At 60.7% G+C, this 18386-nt stretch carries 14 protein-coding genes; 10 read left to right on the forward strand and 4 right to left on the reverse strand.

Annotation, left to right across the window (positions count from 1 at the left end; translation table 11 throughout):
* Positions 1-531 precede the first annotated feature (531 nt).
* Positions 532-2550 (reverse strand): TonB-dependent receptor, encoded by a 2019-nt coding sequence (locus HBO24_RS27860; RefSeq protein WP_170060752.1) that lies wholly within the window; start codon positions 2548-2550, stop codon positions 532-534.
* Positions 2551-2727: 177 nt separating this feature from the next.
* Here HBO24_RS27860 and HBO24_RS27865 point away from each other — a divergent pair, with 177 nt between their 5' ends.
* Positions 2728-2961 (forward strand): VF530 family protein, encoded by a 234-nt coding sequence (locus HBO24_RS27865; RefSeq protein ID WP_057438302.1) that lies wholly within the window; start codon positions 2728-2730, stop codon positions 2959-2961.
* Between the two features lie 4 nt (positions 2962-2965).
* Positions 2966-3592 (forward strand): Pr6Pr family membrane protein, encoded by a 627-nt coding sequence (locus HBO24_RS27870; RefSeq protein WP_170060753.1) that lies wholly within the window; start codon positions 2966-2968, stop codon positions 3590-3592.
* 106 nt (positions 3593-3698) lie between these two features.
* On the opposite strand, the gene HBO24_RS27875 is transcribed toward HBO24_RS27870, so the two are convergent.
* Positions 3699-4466: a siderophore-interacting protein gene (locus HBO24_RS27875; protein ID WP_169959718.1), complete on the reverse strand. Its 768-nt coding sequence runs from the start codon at positions 4464-4466 to the stop codon at positions 3699-3701.
* Complete coding sequence (locus HBO24_RS27880; protein WP_169959717.1) at positions 4463-5035, reverse strand: PadR family transcriptional regulator; 573 nt, start codon at positions 5033-5035, stop codon at positions 4463-4465. The genes HBO24_RS27875 and HBO24_RS27880 overlap by 4 nt, the downstream gene beginning before the upstream one ends.
* A 490-nt stretch (positions 5036-5525) precedes the next feature.
* Here HBO24_RS27880 and HBO24_RS27885 point away from each other — a divergent pair, with 490 nt between their 5' ends.
* The 7 genes from HBO24_RS27885 (at position 5526) to HBO24_RS27915 (ending at position 13247) form a co-directional block, all read left to right on the forward strand.
* On the forward strand, positions 5526-6017 hold the full coding sequence (locus HBO24_RS27885) for a CS1 type fimbrial major subunit (protein ID WP_170044097.1): 492 nt from the start codon (positions 5526-5528) through the stop codon (positions 6015-6017).
* A 117-nt stretch (positions 6018-6134) separates the two neighbouring features.
* On the forward strand, positions 6135-8660 hold the full coding sequence (locus tag HBO24_RS27890; protein ID WP_170044098.1) for a CS1-pili formation C-terminal domain-containing protein: 2526 nt from the start codon (positions 6135-6137) through the stop codon (positions 8658-8660).
* Between the two features lie 5 nt (positions 8661-8665).
* A complete protein-coding gene (locus HBO24_RS27895; protein ID WP_225923819.1) occupies positions 8666-9925 on the forward strand; it encodes a hypothetical protein in 1260 nt (419 codons plus the stop codon).
* 326 nt (positions 9926-10251) lie between these two features.
* On the forward strand, positions 10252-11214 hold the full coding sequence (locus HBO24_RS27900; protein WP_262381568.1) for a hypothetical protein: 963 nt from the start codon (positions 10252-10254) through the stop codon (positions 11212-11214).
* A gap of 15 nt (positions 11215-11229) precedes the next feature.
* Entirely contained in the window at positions 11230-11970 is a 741-nt protein-coding gene (locus HBO24_RS27905; protein WP_057438396.1) for a hypothetical protein, read from the forward strand.
* A gap of 56 nt (positions 11971-12026) precedes the next feature.
* Positions 12027-12497: a fimbrial protein gene (locus HBO24_RS27910; RefSeq protein ID WP_262153042.1), complete on the forward strand. Its 471-nt coding sequence runs from the start codon at positions 12027-12029 to the stop codon at positions 12495-12497.
* A gap of 9 nt (positions 12498-12506) precedes the next feature.
* Positions 12507-13247 carry a hypothetical protein gene (locus HBO24_RS27915; RefSeq protein ID WP_057438313.1) on the forward strand — a complete coding sequence of 247 codons (741 nt, stop codon included), beginning with the start codon at positions 12507-12509 and terminating at the stop codon, positions 13245-13247.
* Here HBO24_RS27915 and HBO24_RS27920 read toward each other — a convergent pair.
* Positions 13244-16333 (reverse strand): transglycosylase domain-containing protein, encoded by a 3090-nt coding sequence (locus HBO24_RS27920; protein ID WP_170060755.1) that lies wholly within the window; start codon positions 16331-16333, stop codon positions 13244-13246. The two genes, HBO24_RS27915 and HBO24_RS27920, sit on opposite strands and share 4 nt — an antisense overlap.
* A gap of 616 nt (positions 16334-16949) precedes the next feature.
* On the opposite strand from HBO24_RS27920, the gene HBO24_RS27925 reads away from it, so the two are divergent.
* Positions 16950-18368: an amino acid permease gene (locus tag HBO24_RS27925; protein WP_057958570.1), complete on the forward strand. Its 1419-nt coding sequence runs from the start codon at positions 16950-16952 to the stop codon at positions 18366-18368.
* Positions 18369-18386 lie beyond the last annotated feature (18 nt).

Consider the following 18386-nt stretch of genomic DNA (forward strand, 5'->3'; position numbering starts at 1 on the left):
TATCGGCGCTTTGGTGAAGGGGTGGGGCGAAGTCTCCCACGGTCTGTACTGGCTAGAGTCAGATGCTGGCTTTTAGTCCCACCACCCCTACAAGTCTAACCATACAAGCTGGCTTGCCTGCGATAGCGTTGGGTCAGTACCGGAAAGGCTGGCTGACCCACCGCCATCGCGGGCAAGCCCGCTCCCACAGGGGGGGGGCTCGTTTGCAGTACGGGGTTGGCTAGACAACACAATTTGATGTGGGAGCTGGCTTGCCTGCGATAGCGTTGGGTCAGCACCGGATAGGCTGGCTGACCCACCGCTATCGCGGGCAAGCCCGCTCTCACAGGGGGCTCGTTTGCAGTACGGGTTTGGCTAGACAACACAATTTAATGTGGGAGCTGGCTTGCCTGCGATAGCGTTGGGTCAGCACCGGATAGGCTGGCTGACCCACCGCCATCGTGGGCAAGCCAGCTCCCACAAGGGGGCTTGTCTGCAGCACGAGTTTGGCTAGACAACACATAGCTCCCACAGGTTGAACATCCCTGTCTGTCAGAAGGTCGTGCGCAGGCCCACCTGCACGCTGCGCCCCGGTGCCGGTGCGATATCGCGCAGGATCGAGCTGGCATAGCGCACGGTCTGGTTGGTCAGGTTCTCGCCGTCAACAAATGCCAGCCACTGGCTGCCACCCAGGTTGAAGCGATAGCCGGCGCTGGCGCCCAATGTGGTGTAGCCATCGGTCCCGCTTTCGTTGTTCGGCACCCGACCCTGGCCAGCAGCATGCTCGACATCAATGCGCGCCTGCCAGCGATCCAGTTCCCACAGCAGGCCACTGTTCAGGCGCAGCGGCGCAATACGGGGCAGGGCTTCGCCGGTCTCCAGGTTGGTGGCGCGGGTGTAGTCGCCCGACAGTTCCAGGGCAAATTTGCCGTAGGCGCTTTCGCCAAGTTTCCAGTGATCCTGGGCTTCGAAGCCAACGAAACGTGCGCGTACGCCGGAGTAGGTGTATTCCGGGATGCCGTCGGCGTCTTCTTCGCCTTCGCCATTCAAGGTGCGACCGCTGTTCAGCAGGCCGATGTAGTTGGAGAAGTGGCTGTAGAACACGCCAAAACTGCCCTTGTGCGTGCCATTGTCAAAGCGCAGGGCCAGGTCGCTGGCCACGGCTTTTTCCTTGGACAACTTGGCGTCGCCCACTTCATAAGTGCCGGTGGCGACGTGGGCGCCGTTGGCGTACAGCTCGTAGAAGGTCGGCGCGCGCTCGGTGTAGCCCAGGGTCGCGGCCAGCGACCAGATGGGCGTGAGGGTATACACCGCGCCCGATGACAGGCTGCCAGCGGTGAAGCTGCTGGAGGTGTTGGCATTGGCAAAGCGCTCGCTGCCCTTGCCGTCCGGGTCGACAGTGGTGTGTTCCAGGCGCCCACCCAGGCTCAGTTTCAGGCGCTCGGTGGCCTGCATTTCTTCGAGGATAAACAGCGCGCCGGCATTGGTCTCGGTCTGCGGTACGAAGGCTTCCTCGCCCAGGGCGGAAAATTCGCTACGGCTGACCTGGGCACCGACGATGCCGTCGAAAGGCCCCATCGGCTGGTGCCGTGCTTCGATGCGCGCCTCATAGCCCTTGTTCTTAAAGGTGGTACCGGTTTCGCCGCCTTCGATTTCCCGGTGTTCGTAATCGGTGTAGCCAGCGTCGAGTTTGACCGAGGTAAACGGCCCTTGCAGGTTGCGGATTTCGGACGCAAAGGCGTAATGCTCTTGCTGCATGCGGATGCGCACATCCTGTTCGGCGGGCGAGCCGTAGTTGCTGTCGGAGTTGCTGTAGGACAGCCCGGCGTAACCGTCGTCCCAAGTGTAGGAACCGCCCACTGCGCCACTGTCCTGACGCCCATCGCTGTTGCCCAGGCGGCCGTTTTTGCCGGGGCCGTTTTCACTTTGCGGGGCATGGCGGCTGCGGGCGTAACCGGGGATTTTCAGGTCGTTGAATTGCCGTGCGCTGGCATCCAGGTGCAGGGCGAAGCTGCCGTTGCCGGCTTCCAGCTTACCGGCGCTGCTGCGGGTGGTGTCGGCGCCGCCGTAGCGCAACTCGCCCGCGCCATGGATGCCTTCGATGGCTTCGGTGGGGATGCGGTTGTCGAAAGTATTGACCACGCCGCCGATGGCGCTGCCGCCGTAGAGCAGGGCGGCCGGGCCACGGACGATCTCAATGCGCTCGACATTGACCGGGTCCAGCGGCACCGCATGGTCATAAGACAACGACGAGGCATCCAGCGCGCCGACGCCGTTGCGCAGGATGCGGATGCGGTCGCCATCCTGGCCACGGATGATCGGGCGGCTGGCGCCAGGGCCAAAGTACGACGACGACACCCCCGGCTGCTTGTTCAGGGTTTCGCCAAGGCTGCCTTTTTGTTGCAGGATCAGGTCATCGCCTTCCAGCACCGTGGTGGGCGAGGCCAGTTGTTGGCTGCCCAGCGGGTTGCCGGTGATGACTTGGGGTTGCAGTTCCAGGGCGTGGGCCTGGGTGCCGATCAGCAGGGCGGCGGCCAGCGGCGTCAGGCGCCAGAGAGGGGAGAGGGACATCGGGGGTTCCTTGGCAAAGCAGAGAAGGTTTGATATGAATGGTTACAATATAACATCTCTTTTTCGTCCGGGAAGCGGAACTTTTTCAACGGCTATAGTGAACACGGTGCTTCCGCCTGCCTGGCCTCTCGGCTAAGGTGCGCGGCTTCCTCTTTATTTACTTGGCAAAGGCCCGGCATGACCGCATCGAATAACAACCCCCTGCACGGCGTTACCCTGGAACAGGTGCTCACTGCACTGGTGGCGCATTACGAATGGGAAGGCCTGGCCGAGCGCATTGATATTCGCTGCTTCAAGAACGACCCGAGCATCAAGTCCAGCCTCACCTTTTTGCGCAAGACCCCGTGGGCGCGGGAGAAAGTCGAAGGCCTGTACGTCAAGCTGATGCGCACCAAACGCCCGCTGGACTGATCCCATGAAGCGCTTTATCGCGTCAGCGGCGGTGGCCGGCTGGGCGGGCCTGGCGATCCAGCAGTACCTGGTCCTCTACTCACGCTGGATGGCCGATGCCAGCCTGTTGGGTGGGTTGGTGAGTTTCTTCAGCTTCTTCACGGTGCTGACCAATACCCTGGCGGCGGTGGTGCTCAGTTATGCACTGGTGAATCGCCCTTCAGCCGGGCGCCGCTTTTTCCTGCAGCCTGCGGTCAGCAGCGGGATAGCGGTGAGTATCGTCGTGGTGGGCCTGGCGTATAGCCTGCTGCTGCGGCATTTGTGGAGCCCCGAGGGCTGGCAGTTTATCGCCGACGAATTGCTCCACGATGTGATGCCGCTGCTGTTCCTGGGGTATTGGTGGCGGTGTGTGCCCAAGGGGACGTTGCGCCTCAGGCACATCGGCTATTGGGCGATCTACCCGTTGCTGTACTTCGTTTACGTGCTGCTGCGCGGGCATATGCTGGGGCAGTATCAATACCCGTTTATTGATGTCGACACCTTGGGATATCCACAGGTGTTTATGAATGCGGGGGGGATATTGCTGGGGTTTGTGGCGGTGGCGTTGGCGATAGTGGGGTTGGACAAGATTCCCAAGGTAACGAAGGACTAATGTGGGAGCGGGCTTGCCCGCGATTGCAGTGGATCAGTAGCAAATGTGCCGACTGATACAGCGCAATCGCGGGCAAGCCCGCTCCCACATTTTGACCGAGTGAGCCCTATTCTTCGTCGCTGCCCTGGGCACGCCAGTAGCCCACGGCCTTGACGAACTCGTCGTTGAGCTGGTGCTTATCCAGCAGCACCCGCCGAACCTGGCGTGACAGCTTGGTCTCGGTAGCCACCCAGGCATACAGCGCCCCGGCCGGTGGCTGCAGGTGCTCCACCGTGGCCAGCAGGTCATCGACCCCGCGCATCACCCAGATCACTTCCACATCCGCCGCACTGTCGAGCGTCTGCTTTTCGTGCTCATCGGCAATTTCAATCACTGCCAGCACCTTGCGCCCCGCCGGCAGTTCTTCCAGGCGCCGGGCAATGGCCGGGATTGCGGTTTCGTCGCCGATCAGCAGGTAGCTGTCGAAGATATCCGGCACGATCATCGAGCCCCGTGGCCCACCGATGTACAGATGTTGGCCGACGGCAGCCTGCTCGGCCCAGGTCGACGCCGGGCCGTCGCCGTGCAGCACAAAGTCGATATCCAACTCCCCGATGGCCAGGTCGAAACGCCGTGGCGTGTAGTCGCGCATCGCCGGTTGTGGGCCCTCGCCCTTGATGGTGAAGGTCGGGCTTTGCAGCGCGGCCAGTTCGGCGGCGTTCTGCGGAAACAGCAGCTTGATATGGTCATCGCTGCCCAGGCTGATAAACCCGGCCAGTTGCTCGCCACCCAGGGTGATGCGGCGCATGCGCGGGGTGATATCGACCACCCGCAATACCTGCAGGCAGCGGCGTTTGATCTCGTGGGTGACGCGGTGGATGACGGGCTTGTTCATTCACTTTTCCCCTGTACAGGTTGGACGGCCGGGCCATCCACAATGGCTTGGGCGGTGCTGTTGAGCAGCCCCGCAACACGCGTGATTTCTTCCGGGCTCCAGCGCCCGTGGTGCAGTTGCAAGGCATGGCGCAGGTTGTGCACCGCCTCGTGGACCTCGGGTGGCCGGTCGTGGCCGCGTAGCGAACGCTTGCTCACGTCGATGCGCATGCGCACACCGTCCAGGGCAATTTTCTGTTCACTCAAGAAGAGACGTCCGGCGTCGGTGATTGTGTAGCGTTTTTTCCCGCCCTCGGCGTCGCCACTGATCAACTCGCTTTCTTCGAGGAAGGTCAGGGTGGGGTAGATCACCCCGGGGCTGGGGCTATAGGCGCCGTCGAACAACCCTTCGATCTGGCGGATCAGGTCGTAGCCATGGCACGGCTGTTCGGCGATCAGCGCCGGCAGAAGGATTTTCAGATCGCCCGGGGCAAAGACCCGGGGCCCCCGGCCACCGCGCTCGCGGCCTGGGCGTTTCTCGAAGCCGTCGCGGCCGTCACCGGGTTCACGGTGGGAATGATGGTCTCTCATTGTCATGCTCTCTGTGGGTGTCTAAGACATAACGTAAGATATATCTTATGGATCGAGCAATGCCTTCTGACGAACGGTAGGGCGCCAACCCCGGGTGCTATCACCGGCACCACAGGCTGATTTATAAATGGTCGGTTTAAATAGAGTTGTGGAGTTTTTGCTCTAAAGTAAGTTCTGCTTAGCTATAGCTATTCGTGTACTCCATTTCTTACGGAACGATGTCTTATATAGGTAAGCCGAACTAATGTTGCATGTATTACCGGGATGACAGGTAATACGTGACTTATTGAGTTTTCAGGATTTTTTCTGCCTGCATAGAGGGTTTGATAACTACGCGCTACACGGAAATGGCTGGCTTACCTGAAGTTGGAATCGGCAGATAATTTACTTGCGTCTTAGGACTCAACTTGGAGTTGGGCTTGTGGCGCGTCATGAAGTTTCGATCGAGTCGAATCTTTAACTTACTTAAAGTGACAACAGGTATTTAACGATGCTGAAAAAAACTGCTTTCGTCCTGCCACTGGTCTTGTTGGCTATCGGCTCTTCCAGCGTGTTTGCTGCCGGTGAAGCCACCAGTGTCATCAACATCAAGGCAACCATTCCTACCAAACAGTTCCACGCCCAGCCGGTGGATCCGGATTTCGGTAAGGATGAAACCATGTCCTACAACACCGTCACTGGCCAATTGAGCCAGATCCGTGCCACCTACGCGGTAAAAAATACTGACGGTTCGATCAAGGCCTACATCGAAGGCGGCCCGGCATCCCTGAGCAACGGCACGTCCTCCATCCCCCTGACCACTTCCTTCAACGGCGTGACCCTGACCGGTTCGCCACTGGAAGTCGTGGATGACGCCAGCTCCACCCCGGGCACCCAGGCCGATATGGTGGTTGTGGCCGCCAAGCCAGCCGACACCGACGCAGGCCTGTTCACCACCAACTACACCGTGGTGTTCGATCACGAGCCACGCGTTGCGCCGTAAAGGCGACCTGTTGATCAGTAAGCATCGGCTTATTGCTTAGCCCTACCGATCGACAGGCAGTCGCTGTCGGTTGATCGGTATTCAAGTATTCCCTGTGCGTAATCAGAGTATCCGTTCATGTTCCCGATGATTTTCATCGCGGCAGCGCTCGCCTTGTTGTTTTGTACGGGGGCGTTTGCAGCTGACGCGGCAACTGGCACAACCCCAAGAAGTTTGCTGTCCCAGGCCAAGGGTTTACCGGCTGACTTCGAGGAGCATTTTTTTGATGTGCCGTTGGCGGTACGGGTCGAACTGGATGAGGAGTTCGTCTCTGAGGCGATGATTGTCCTCACCCGCGACGACCGCCTGACCCTGCTGGATTTCACTGACCATGAAGGCAGTGTGATCAAGGATATCGAGCGCGACCGCTGGGGTGACTACCTCAAACAGGGTGTGCCGTTGGGGACCTGCGAAAGTGGCTGCCCGGATCAGTTGCTGGCGGTGCACTACAACCTGGAAAAGTCCCTGCTCACATTGCTCACCGAGAATGCCGAGCGTGAAGGGCAAGAATCGAAGTACTACTCCCTGCCCACGGGCGGCAGCACGGGCCTGATCGTGCGTAACCAGCTGAATATCAGTGGCGGCCAGGGCCAGGACCTGGGTGGACGCCTGGGGCTGGATGCCAGCGGCAGCCTGGGCAATTGGAACCAGGTGCTGAACATGCAGTTCTCGCGCTTGGGCGGCCCGGATGACGATGCCCTCAACCACGCCGTGTACTCGTTGTACTCCCAGCGTGAACTGCACGGTGAGTTCCTGCGCCTGGGCTATTTCACGCCTAACGCCGAAGGCCTGACCCGGCAACTGCGTACATTCGGCGCGAGCCCCGACACCGCCGTGGGCGTGATGTACGGCAGCTCCGACAGCCTGATGATCAGCAATCCCAAGCCGAGCATCTACCCCATTTACGTCACGGCCAATCGCCAGGCCTCGGTCGAGATTTACCGCAACGGGCTGTTGATCAACACCCAGGCCGTTACCACGGGCTTGCAGAGCCTGGACACACGGCCCTTGCCCGGCGGCATCTACGAGGTGGAAGTGCGCCTGGTGGAAGACGGGCAGATCACCAGCACCACCCAGGAGTTGGTGTACAAGCCCAATAACTGGCGCAACCTCGACAACCGCTGGCGCTACAACGTCTTTGCCGGGCAAGAAAGCAAACTGCTCAGCAACTGGGACGAGCAACCCAGTGGCGACCTGACCGCCGGTGCCTCCCTCAACTATCTGGCTCACCCTCGAGTGGTACTGGGGTTGTCCGGGCGCCAGGTCAAGGACAACATGCAGTACGGCACGTCCGTCGACTGGTCCCTGGCCAATAACGCCAGTCTCTACGCCAACATCTACCAGACCGATAGTTACGGCACCGGCGTCGACTTCAACAGCCTCTACAACTACGGGCTGGGCAGTGTGGTGCTCAACCACACCCGCAGTTGGCTGGATAACCGCAACACCTACGAAACCCTGCCCGACGGCACCCGCATTCGCCAGCGCGATATCTTTGTCGGCCAGACCAGCCAGTCGTCGCTGTCAGTGAACCATCGCCTGAGTAACCTGCGTTCCATCAACGCCCGGTTGGCTTATAGCGAAGGCAACGTTCAAGGTCTGGGGCTGGACCTGGGCTGGACCGAACGGGCTCACCTGTTTGGCAATGACGCCAACTGGCGACTGTCGCTGTTCGACCGTCCTGCCAGCTCCAGCACCGGCGACAAGCGCAATCGCGGGGTCGACCTGAGCGTCAGCCTGGCCCTTGGCAGCCCGGGCGAACAATGGTCGGCCAGCATCGGTACACGCACCTCCCGTGACGGTGGCCGCGACAACAACGGCTCGCTGAGCTATCGCCGCGACCTGCAGGATCATGTTCTGCAAAGTGTTTCGGCCACCGCCCTGGTTGACACCTACGGCGTCGGGCTGTCCGGCATGGCCAGCTTCCAGACCGATGCGGTCAATGGTGACGGTTTTGTGCAGCGCTCATCGTTCAATAACGACCTGACCGGTGGCCTCAACCTGGACAGCACCTTTGCCGTCGGCGGGCAGCGGATGGTGCTCACCAGCCAGTATGCCGGCAGCGGTTCGGGGATGATTGTCGACGTTGAAAGCGATGTGGACGACATCGTCCTGCGGGCCGATGACTTGAGTGGCGGCAGCACCATCTTGCGACCTGGGCGCAACTTCATCCCAATCGCCGCCTACAAGGGCAGCTCGGTCAGCTTCGACTTCGACGGCAACCACGCACCTGCGGCCAATATCCAGCCACCGCGCACGGCCTACCACCTGAACAAGGGCGGCGTGGATTATCGCAAGATCAGCGTGATGCGCACCGTCACCGTGCTCGGGCGCCTGGTGGACCCTCAGGGCAAACCGCTCAAGGGCCACCACATTCTCAACCACGCCAGCCGTGGGGTGAGCGAGGTCGATGGGTTTTTCTCCCTGGAAATGAACGCCAGCTCGCCGACCCTCGAGGTGCGGCGTAACAACCAGCTGCTGTGCCAGTTCCGCCTGGATACCGCCAATGCGCACAGTGAAAACGACGTGCTGATGATTGGGGATTTGCGCTGCACGCCGGACACCCTGGCCGACTCCACCTTTACCCAGCAGACCGCAGGTTGAGTGGCATGACGAGATTACCGACCACCATGAAACGCATCAGAACTTTGATCTGCCAGTTGGGAGGAGTAGGCGCTACGTTGTTGTTCAGTTCGACGGCGGTGGCGCTGACCCAGGACATCACGGCCGTGTTTACGCCGGACCCCGGCAATCCGTTTGTGAACCAGTTTCGTAATACAACGCCTATCAGTTCTATTTGCGAGTCTCACATTCCAAACCAGTGCAAGGCGTTGAATATCTTCAGCCTGCGGGAGTGGAACTTTGAGGCGTTATCCAACGGGCCGATCCTGGCCAACCATGAGAATGACCGCCAGGGCTATTACGTAAAAGTGCCATCCGAGTGGCGAGATGTGCTGGTGACGCATAACAGAACCGGGGAAGTCGAGACCGTAAAGATGCGTATTGCCGGGCTAGGTGGCGTCTGGACTGCGGCCAATCCGCCGGGGGTGGCGGCTTGGGCGCAACCTGGACGTGCATGGCATGCGCAATGGCAAAACGCTCCGAGCCCGTGCCGAAGTACTGGTCACCTTAAGTTTACCAATGCCTCTGCCACGTATTTCTGGTTGGTCCCTGAAGGAGCAGGCGCCTGTGGTCGCAAGCCCTCGCTGGATATTCCCAGGTTGCGCCTGTTCCAACTCGAGTATGCCTATGAGCTTAAAACCCCCAATCCGCTAGGCATGTCCAGCGGTGAATACTCTGGCAGCCTCACCTACACCATGGGGCCTGGGGGAGATTATGACTTCGGCGATGTGCTGATTCCGTCGGACAACCAACTGACCTTCAATTTCGCCCTGGAAGTGCAACACCAGCTCCAGGTGGACGTCCCCCCGGGCGGTAACCGTGTCGAACTGGTGCCCCAGGGCGGCTGGCAAGGCTGGGTGAACCAGGGGCGCAAGCCGGCACGGTTGTTCCGTGACCAGACGTTCAATATTTCCGCCTCGTCGCGCTTCAAGATGCAGATGGCCTGCGATCAGGTCGTAGGGGACACCTGCGCCTTGAAAAACACCACGGACGGTCATGAAGTGCCGCTGGACGTCAGCGTCAGCCTGCCCCATGGCCTGAACCGTGAAGACGGCAGCGCGGTGAATCGCCAGCCGCTGCTGCTCAGCGGCGCCGGCACCGAGCAGTTCAATCCGGGCTTCTACGTCAACAGGCGGCCCGGCACCCTGCACTTCGAGGTCAAGAAAGATTACGCCGAGCAGATGCTCAGTCGAGGCGGTAGCACCTACACGGGCCAGGTCTCAGTGGTCTGGGATTCACAAATATGAGCTGCCGTCAGATAGAGGCCGTCAGTGGTAGCGGCATGAATGTAGCGAAGTGGCTAGGGCGTGGCTCGCAGGTGGCGGCCAGCGTGTTACTGGCGTCGCTGGCAATGCCTGCAATCGCTGTGGAGATGAGCATTCATGCTGAGTTTCGGCCGGACCCTGCACAGCCGCACTTGAACAAGTTCGAGAACAAAACGCCCAGTGTTGGTTACTGTGTGTCATTCCCTGCCCAGTGTAAGTCCTTGAACATATTCAGCCTCAGGGCTGCTATTTCGGCTGAGTCCGTGACGCAAATCTCTGCGTTTCATACGGATCAACGGCAAGGCGCAATGTTTAAGGTCCCAACGGAGTGGCAGGATCTGACCGTGGTGCATCGGCAGACTCAGGAGACCGAGACGTTAAAGGTACGGATCATGGGGGTCGGTTCGACATATTCCATTCCCAACCTGATTAGCCTGGTCGGAGGGGGCGTGACCCCTTTGCAGGCTCATCAGAGAATGTGGACCGGCTCCAGTTGGGTGTACCCGCCGCGTACCTGCCTGGGCACCGGGGTGAGCCTTTATGGGACGATAACCTATGGGTTTTTCTGGCGAACACCCGTCGGCTCTCTATGTGCCAGACAGGCCAGGTTCGACATTCCCACCATGCGCTTAAACAGCCTGGAGTTTGCCTATGAACTCATCACGCCCAACCCATTGGGCATGTCTTCAGGGGAGTACATCGGTAGTCATCAATACACCGTAGGGCCCGGCAAGGACTTCGATTTGGGCGACGTGATGATGCCCAGCAGCCCTACGCTGACTCTGAATTTCACCCTGGCGGTGCAACATGACCTCAAAGTCGAAGTTCCCCCCAACGGCAACCGTATCGAGCTGGTACCCCAAGGCGGCTGGCAAGCCTGGCTGAATCAGGGCCGCAAACCTGCGCGTCTGTTTCGCGACCAGACCTTCAGCATTTCTGCCTCGTCGCGTTTCAAGATGCAGATGAGCTGTGAGCGGTCTATCGGCGACACCTGTGCCTTGAAGAACACCACCGACGGCCACGAGGTGCCGCTGGACGTCAGCGTGAGCCTGCCCCATGGCCTGAACCGGGCCGACGGCAGCGCCGTGATTCGCCAGCCGCTGCTGCTCAGCGGCGCCGGTACCGAGCAGTTCAATCCGGGCTTCTACGTCAACAGGCGGCCCGGCACGTTGCACTTCGAGGTCAAGAAAGACCACGCCTACCAGATGCTCGAGCGCGGTGGCAGCACTTACTCGGGCCAGGTCACGGTGGTCTGGGACTCGGAACTTTAAATGAGACTGATGAAGATGAAACATCTGTTGGCGCTGTGTGCGCTGTGCTGGTTGCCGATCTCGGCACCGGCCGCTCCCAACATCAATGTCGGGGTGTTCTATGACTACCTGGACGGCGATAAAAGTACCTACCTCAAACGGGTTTTCAACGGCGGTGACAGCACGGCATTTATCAAAGTCTCGGTGATGGAGATCCTCTACAACGCCGACGGCACCTCCGAGGAAGTGGAGCTCAAGAGCAACCTCGAGAACACCGCCCGCGACGGCTTGATGGCCACCCCGGCACGCCTGATCGTCCCTGCCGATGGCATGCAAGGCACACGTTTGCTGTACCTGGGCGAGCGCGACAAAGAGCGCTATTTCCGCGTGCGTTTTGTGCCGGTGATGCCGGAGCCGGAGGACGATTTTGCCGTCTCCAGCGACGAGCGCGAGGCCTATAAAACCAACCTCTCGGCCGGCGTCACGGTACTGGCGGGGTTTGGCACAGTGTTTTTCGTGCGGCCCAAGGTCACGCGCTTTGCCACCCGTATCGACGATCAGCCCACTGAGTACGGGATGCATAACGATGGCAACAGCGTGGTGGTGGTCGACCAGTTCAAGGACTGCGCCAGCGACGGTGCCCAGGAATGTTTGCCCGTCACCAAGAACCACATCCTGCCGGGCCGTGCCTTCAGCTTCCCCAAGCAGGCAGGGCGTACGTATCGCTTCACTCTGGTTGAGGGCAGCGAGAAAAAACCATATGAGGTCAAAGGCTAATGGTCATTGAAAGAGCACATAGGCACGGGCACCGCCCATGCAGAGGCTGCAAAGTCGTGTTGGCAGCACTGTTGCTGGTGGTTGTCACGTTGCTCAGTACCCAGGCCCACGCGATCCGTGAAGAGCAGGTGTTCGAGGTCTCCGTCACCATTCCCACCGCCGACTTTTATGTGCTGCCGATCAACCCGGTGTTTTTGGAGCGTGAGCAAGAAATGGCGTGGAACCTGGTGACCCGCACGCTCAAGCCGTTGCGCGAACACTTCGACGTGAAAAACAGCGCCGGCGGGATTGTCGCGCGCCTGGGCGATCTGCCGGTGCTGTCCAACGGCCGGCGCCTGATCCTGTTGAACGTGACCTTCAACGGCCAGGCGCTGGACCTGACGGACACCCTGGTGGTGCCCGCCGATCAAGCGCGGGTCGGCAAGCGAGTGCTGTTGGACATTGCTGCCGTCGAGCCGGAGGACGGCTACGTGCCGGGCGACTATTTTGGCAGCGTTAACCTGATATTCGACGCGTTGCGACCGTAAGAGGTGGTTATGAAATACGTTTATGCAGTACTGGGCGCGTGGCTGTGGTCCTTCAATGCCTATGCCGGGCCGGCCATCAATGTCGGGGATTTTTACGATTACTTGAATGGCGACAAAAACACTTATCTCAAGCGCGTGTTCAATGGCGGCACCAGCACCGCGTTCGTCAAGATCAATGTCACCGAAATGCTCTACAAACCCGATGGCAGCTACGACGAAGTACCGCTCAAAAGCCAAGGCGACGGCATGGTGCGCGATGGCCTGATGGCCAGCCCGGCACGCTTGATCGTGCCGGCCAATGCGATGCAAAGCACGCGCTTCCTGTTTATGGGCGAGCGGGACCGGGAGCGTTACTTCCGGGTGCGCTACTTGCCCGTGGCGCCGGAAAAGGACGATGACTTTGGCGTCAACGACGAGGACCGCGCGGCGTATGAGGCGTCATTGACGGCAGGTGTGCGGGTGATGTCGGGGTACGGCACGGTGTTCTTTGTGCGGCCCGAGCACAGCCGTTTCGATACCCGCACCGAAAACGGTGGCCGCACCTACACCCTGCGCAACGCCGGCAACACCGTCGTGGTGGTGGATGAGTTCAAGGACTGTTCGGTAGCGGATCGTACGGACTGCGCCCCCGTGACCAAGAACCATATCTTCCCGGGGCGGGTATTCAGCTTTGAAAAACAGGCCGGGCGGACCTACCGGTTTTTCCTGGTGGAAGGCAGCTCCGAGAGAGTCGTCGAGATCAACGGCTAGGGCGCGCGGCACAAGGTGTGGCCAGCGGGCTGCAAATAGGGCGTCAGCACCGGCGCCATGCCCTTGAGCACCTGTACCGGCAGCGCCGAGGTAAACGTGAAATTCTGCGCACCGTTGCCGGGGACAAAGGCGGTCAAGGTACCGAAATGCCGGTCGCCGATATAGAACACAAACGTCGCCGTGCGGTTGATTGCCTTGGAACTGAGGACGCGCCCGCCGGCGCCAATGGCTTCGATGCGATTATCCCCGGTGCCGGTCTTGCCGCCCATGGCCAGTGGCGTGCCGTCGGCCAACTTGAAGCTGCCCGACAGCCTTTTTGCGGTGCCCGCGTCCACCACCTGGGACAGCGCACTTCGTAGAGCTGTGGCGACTTCGCTGGGCATCACCCGCTTGCCTTTATCGGGGTGGTTCACCAGCCGGGTTTCATAGGGCGTGCCCGGGGCGAAGTGCAGGCTGTCGATCCGCAGCGTCGGTTCACGTACCCCATCGTTCAGGATCGTCCCCACCAGTTCCGCCAAGGCTGCCGGGCGGTCACCGGAGCTGCCGATGGCGGTGGCCAGGGACGGCACCAGGTGGTCGAAGGGATAGCCAACCGCCTGCCAGCGCTGATGAATATCGAGGAACGCCTCAATCTCCAGCATGGTGCGGATACGGCTGTCCCGGGCGCTTTTGTGGCGGCTCTTGAACAGCCAGCCATAGACTTCCTGGCGCTCGTACTGGCTGGCGGCGACGGCCTGGGTGAAGGTGGCGTCGGGGGTGTTCAGCAGGTAGCCGAGCAGCCACAAGTCCAGTGGGTGGACCTTGGCGATATAGCCTTGGTCCGGCAGGTCATAGGCGCCGGGGCCGTACTCTTGATAGAGCTTTTCCAGGCGCGCATCGGTGAGTTTTTCCGCGGCCTTGGTGCCGGTCAGATGGGAGCGCACAAAGCTGTTGAAGCTCTGCTGGCTGGCCTGGGGCAAGAGGTACCGGTGCACGGCGGCCAGGCGAATGGCGGTGGGGTGAATGCTGTCGAGAAAAGTCGCTAGCCGGGCCTGGGTGTCCTTGTTGCGGTACTTTTTCCAGAACCGCAGCAAAAAGGTCTTGCCCTCGCGGTCGGCAAACTGGGCCAGGTATTCCTGGCGGCGCGGGTCGTTGTCGTCCTTGAGCAACTGGGCGCTGTTGCCCGGTGCCTGGTAGGTGCTGTAGCGCACCAGGTCACGCATCAGCCGGATAAACGGCAGGTTGATGGATTCGCGCAGGGCATCACGCAGGGTCGGGTTGCGGCCATTGTCTTCGTTGCGAAAGTTATTGAAGTGATGCAGGCCGCCGCCGGTAAAAAAACGTTCGCCGGGGCTGGCGGAGTACTGCCGGTCGAGGGCCGCGTCGAGCATGTTCGCCAGGCTCCGGTCGCTGTTTTGCACCAGGTAATCCACGGCCCAGCGGGACAGGCGGTCCTGCTCGTCGAACACGACTTTTTTCAGCGCGGCGGGCGTCTGCCCGGCATAGCGCTCGTGCAGTTCGCCGATGATTTGCAGGTAGGTGGTGAGCACCCGCAGCTTGGCGGTGGAGCCCAGTTCCAACTTGCTGCTCTCGTTGATATCGAAGGGTTGGTCGGTGTTGTCGGTTTGCACCCGCACCCGGGCGCCGTCGGGTGTCATTTCGTAGAGGTTGAAGCTGTAGCGCACCTGAGCGGTGCTGGCCGCGGTCAGCAGGCGCGGGCCGAGCAGACCGAGTTGGCCGGCGACGCTCGGGTCTGCCAGGCGCTTGAGGTACTCGGTGGCCTGGGTTTGCAGATCGCTTTGCAGGGTACTGGTGGCGGCCAGGTCGAGGCGGTCCAGGTCGTACAGCGGACGGTTGAGCAGGGCGGCCAGGCGGCTACGGGCGACGCTGATGCCTTTGTTGGTTTCGATTGGCCGGAGGGTGGGTTGCTGCTGCCAGTCCCGGTAGTTGACCTGACTGGCCAGGGCCGCCGTGGACAGTGCCGGTTCGATCACGCCGTTCTGGGCCAGCAGGCGGATATGGCTGTCGGTGAGCTGCGCCAGCTCATCGCGGCCCTTGGTCAGGTAATGGGACGGGCGGCGCTGGGCAATCATCAGCGACAGCACTTCACGCAGGGCCAGGCCTTTTTGCGCCAGGGTTTGCGGGTCGCTGCCGGCGAGCAGGGCGTTGGTCTGGTTGAAGTCCGCGCCGTACCACACCCGCAGGCCCTCGGCCATGCCATGCACTTCGCCATGCCCCGGCACTGCCGACAACGGCACGCTGTTGAGGTAATCGCGCACGAGGTTTTGCCGCGCCTTCAGCGTCTGCGGACCATTCTGATAAGTGCGCACACTGGCGGAAATCATCTGACGAATTTTTTCGCCGCCGGACAGGGTCAGCCCGTCGGGGGAGTGGCGGTACTTTTCCAATTGCGTAGCGAGGGTACTGCCGCCCGCCGTCTGGCCGGGCAAGTGCAACACTTTGGCGACCTGGGACCAGGCCGCCTTGGCAAAGCGCGGCCAGTCCACGGCGGGGTTGGCCTGGGGCTGGGCGGGGTTGAGCAACTCGCGGTTTTCGATAAACAGCAGGCTGTTGACCACCAGTGGCGGGATGTCGGCAAAGGAAGGGTAGAGCTGCTGCGGGTAGCTGAACTGGTACAGCGCGGTGCCACGGCAATCGGTGATCGACAAGCCCGCCTGGACTTTCTCGGCATAGGGCACGAACAGGCCGTGGCGGGTGTAGTTCATCAGCGCGTCGGAGAAGCGCGCCTGGGACTGGATCAGGTAATCGCGCTTGAGCAGCCTGGGTAAGAAGTCACCCAGGGCGCTGTAGCCCAGGCGCTGATCGAACGGGCCGGCACCGGGGTAGACGATGGCATCGCTGGGGCCAGGCTGCACGCTATAGGTCAGGGTTGCCGCCAGGCGACTGAACTCCCGCGCCTGCCACTTGGATGTGCGCACTTCCCGGGAAGCGGCAAACCCCAGCGCGATCAGGCCCATTACCAGCAACAACCACAACATACGCCAGGCATAGCGTCGTTTGCGGGGCTTTTGGGGCGGTGGCTGTTCATCCGGGCTGTCGGTTGGCACCGCAGCCTTGGTCGAATTGGTTTGCCACAAAGCACCCATAGTCGATTGATCCATTCACGCAGATTGATCGGACTTGTCTGAAGCTTAGACGCTGGTTGGCGTGTGGGAAGGATTTGTGTGGAGTGTGGGATTTTTGCCGAATGCACGTGGCGGGGTACGGGGGGATCTACCTATCTCTCGTGTGCTGGTGTTTGGGTAGGTGTGCATATCCGTTGTTTACAGCCAGCCCTCTGAATGTCTGCAAACACCGCGAGCGGTGGTCAGGCAAGGGGACAAGCCCCCGCGCCAGCACACCGCAGGGGAGGCCCGTCCTAGAGCCATCCCCACAGGTAAATCCGCCAAAGGTAGGGGCATGACTGTGCACCATCCTTGTGCAATACTCGCCGCCGTTTAATGAAGGCAATTCCTACATTGCCCAGGTGATGCTCCTCCGTAAAAGGCGCTTTTACCGAGAGTTCTCGCTGAATCTTGCTGTTTATTGAGTGAAAAGCCCTGCTCATGGCTTTTTATACTGCACCCCCGCTGAGCGGGCCCGGATTCTAGGGCCAGGCAGGTTTGCCCAAAAGGCAGCCTGGCAGGAGGGCGTCGTGGCGATCCGCCGTGATGCCGGACACTCGGTGGTTCATATCCAATAACAAAATGAGGTTGTACCCCTATGCCTGTTGGCAACCATCTGCCCCATGGCGAGACCGCTCAAGGCGGTCCGCTCAAACGCGAACTCGGCGAACGGCATATTCGCTTGATGGCGCTCGGCGCCTGTATCGGTGTCGGTCTGTTCCTCGGTTCGGCCAAGGCCATCGAGATGGCCGGCCCGGCAATCATGCTGTCCTACATCATTGGTGGCCTGGCGATCCTGGTGATCATGCGCGCCCTCGGTGAGATGGCCGTACATAACCCGGTGGCCGGTTCCTTCAGCCGTTATGCCCAGGATTACCTCGGCCCGTTGGCGGGCTTTCTTACCGGCTGGAACTACTGGTTCCTCTGGCTGGTGACCTGCGTTGCGGAAATCACCGCCGTTGCCGTGTATATGGGCGTGTGGTTCCCCGATACGCCGCGCTGGATCTGGGCCCTGGCGGCTCTGATCAGCATGGGCACGATCAACCTGATCGCAGTAAAAGCCTTCGGTGAGTTCGAGTTCTGGTTCGCCCTGATCAAGATCGTCACCATCATTGCCATGGTTATCGGCGGTGTCGGCATCATTGCCTTTGGTTTCGGCAACGACGGCGTGGCGCTGGGGATTTCCAACCTGTGGGCCCACGGCGGCTTTATGCCCAATGGCGTGCAGGGCGTGTTGATGTCCCTGCAGATGGTGATGTTCGCCTACCTCGGCGTGGAAATGATCGGCCTGACCGCCGGTGAAGCGAAGAACCCGCAGAAGACCATCCCCAATGCCATCGGCTCGGTGTTCTGGCGCATTCTGTTGTTCTACGTCGGTGCGTTGTTCGTGATCCTGTCGATCTACCCGTGGAATGAAATCGGCACCCAGGGCAGCCCGTTTGTGATGACCTTCGAGCGTCTTGGCATCAAGACGGCTGCCGGCATCATCAACTTCGTGGTGATCACCGCCGCGCTGTCGTCCTGCAACGGCGGGATTTTCAGCACCGGGCGCATGCTCTACAGCCTGGCGCAGAACGGCCAGGCCCCGGCGACCTTCGGTACCACCTCCAGCAACGGCGTGCCGCGCAAGGCCCTGCTGTTGTCGATCTTCGCCCTGCTGCTGGGGGTGTTGGCCAACTACCTGGTACCGGACAAGGTCTTCGTATGGGTCACCTCCATCGCCACCTTCGGTGCGATCTGGACCTGGGTGATGATCCTGCTGGCCCAGCTCAAGTTCCGTAAGAGCCTGAGCCCGGCCGAACAGAAGGCCCTGAAGTACCGCATGTGGCTGTACCCGGTCAGTTCGTACCTGGCCCTGGCGTTCCTGGTACTGGTGGTGGGCCTGATGGCTTACTTCCCGGATACCCGCGTGGCGCTGTATGTGGGCCCGGTGTTCCTGGTATTCCTGACCGTGCTGTTCTACGTGTTCAAGCTGCAGCCGACCCAGGACGGTCTTGGCGCGCAACGTTCGGCGTAATCCCCTGACCCCTGGCCT

The sequence above is a fragment of the Pseudomonas sp. WS 5410 genome (assembly GCF_012985645.1).
GTDB lineage: Bacteria > Pseudomonadota > Gammaproteobacteria > Pseudomonadales > Pseudomonadaceae > Aquipseudomonas > Aquipseudomonas shahriarae.

Excerpts from the sequence above, each read along its gene's own strand:
- HBO24_RS27865 (WP_057438302.1), top strand. The coding sequence starts at position 2,728 with ATGACCGCATCGAATAACAACCCCCTGCACGGCGTTACCCTGGAACAG.
- HBO24_RS27925 (WP_057958570.1), top strand. The coding sequence starts at position 16,950 with ATGCCTGTTGGCAACCATCTGCCCCATGGCGAGACCGCTCAAGGCGGT.
- HBO24_RS27870 (WP_170060753.1), top strand. The coding sequence starts at position 2,966 with ATGAAGCGCTTTATCGCGTCAGCGGCGGTGGCCGGCTGGGCGGGCCTG.
- HBO24_RS27890 (WP_170044098.1), top strand. The coding sequence starts at position 6,135 with ATGTTCCCGATGATTTTCATCGCGGCAGCGCTCGCCTTGTTGTTTTGT.
- HBO24_RS27885 (WP_170044097.1), top strand. The coding sequence starts at position 5,526 with ATGCTGAAAAAAACTGCTTTCGTCCTGCCACTGGTCTTGTTGGCTATC.
- HBO24_RS27875 (WP_169959718.1), bottom strand. The coding sequence starts at position 4,466 with ATGAACAAGCCCGTCATCCACCGCGTCACCCACGAGATCAAACGCCGC.
- HBO24_RS27900 (WP_262381568.1), top strand. The coding sequence starts at position 10,252 with ATGTTTAAGGTCCCAACGGAGTGGCAGGATCTGACCGTGGTGCATCGG.
- HBO24_RS27860 (WP_170060752.1), bottom strand. The coding sequence starts at position 2,550 with ATGTCCCTCTCCCCTCTCTGGCGCCTGACGCCGCTGGCCGCCGCCCTG.
- HBO24_RS27905 (WP_057438396.1), top strand. The coding sequence starts at position 11,230 with ATGAAACATCTGTTGGCGCTGTGTGCGCTGTGCTGGTTGCCGATCTCG.
- HBO24_RS27915 (WP_057438313.1), top strand. The coding sequence starts at position 12,507 with ATGAAATACGTTTATGCAGTACTGGGCGCGTGGCTGTGGTCCTTCAAT.
- HBO24_RS27895 (WP_225923819.1), top strand. The coding sequence starts at position 8,666 with ATGACGAGATTACCGACCACCATGAAACGCATCAGAACTTTGATCTGC.
- HBO24_RS27880 (WP_169959717.1), bottom strand. The coding sequence starts at position 5,035 with ATGAGAGACCATCATTCCCACCGTGAACCCGGTGACGGCCGCGACGGC.
- HBO24_RS27920 (WP_170060755.1), bottom strand. The coding sequence starts at position 16,333 with ATGGGTGCTTTGTGGCAAACCAATTCGACCAAGGCTGCGGTGCCAACC.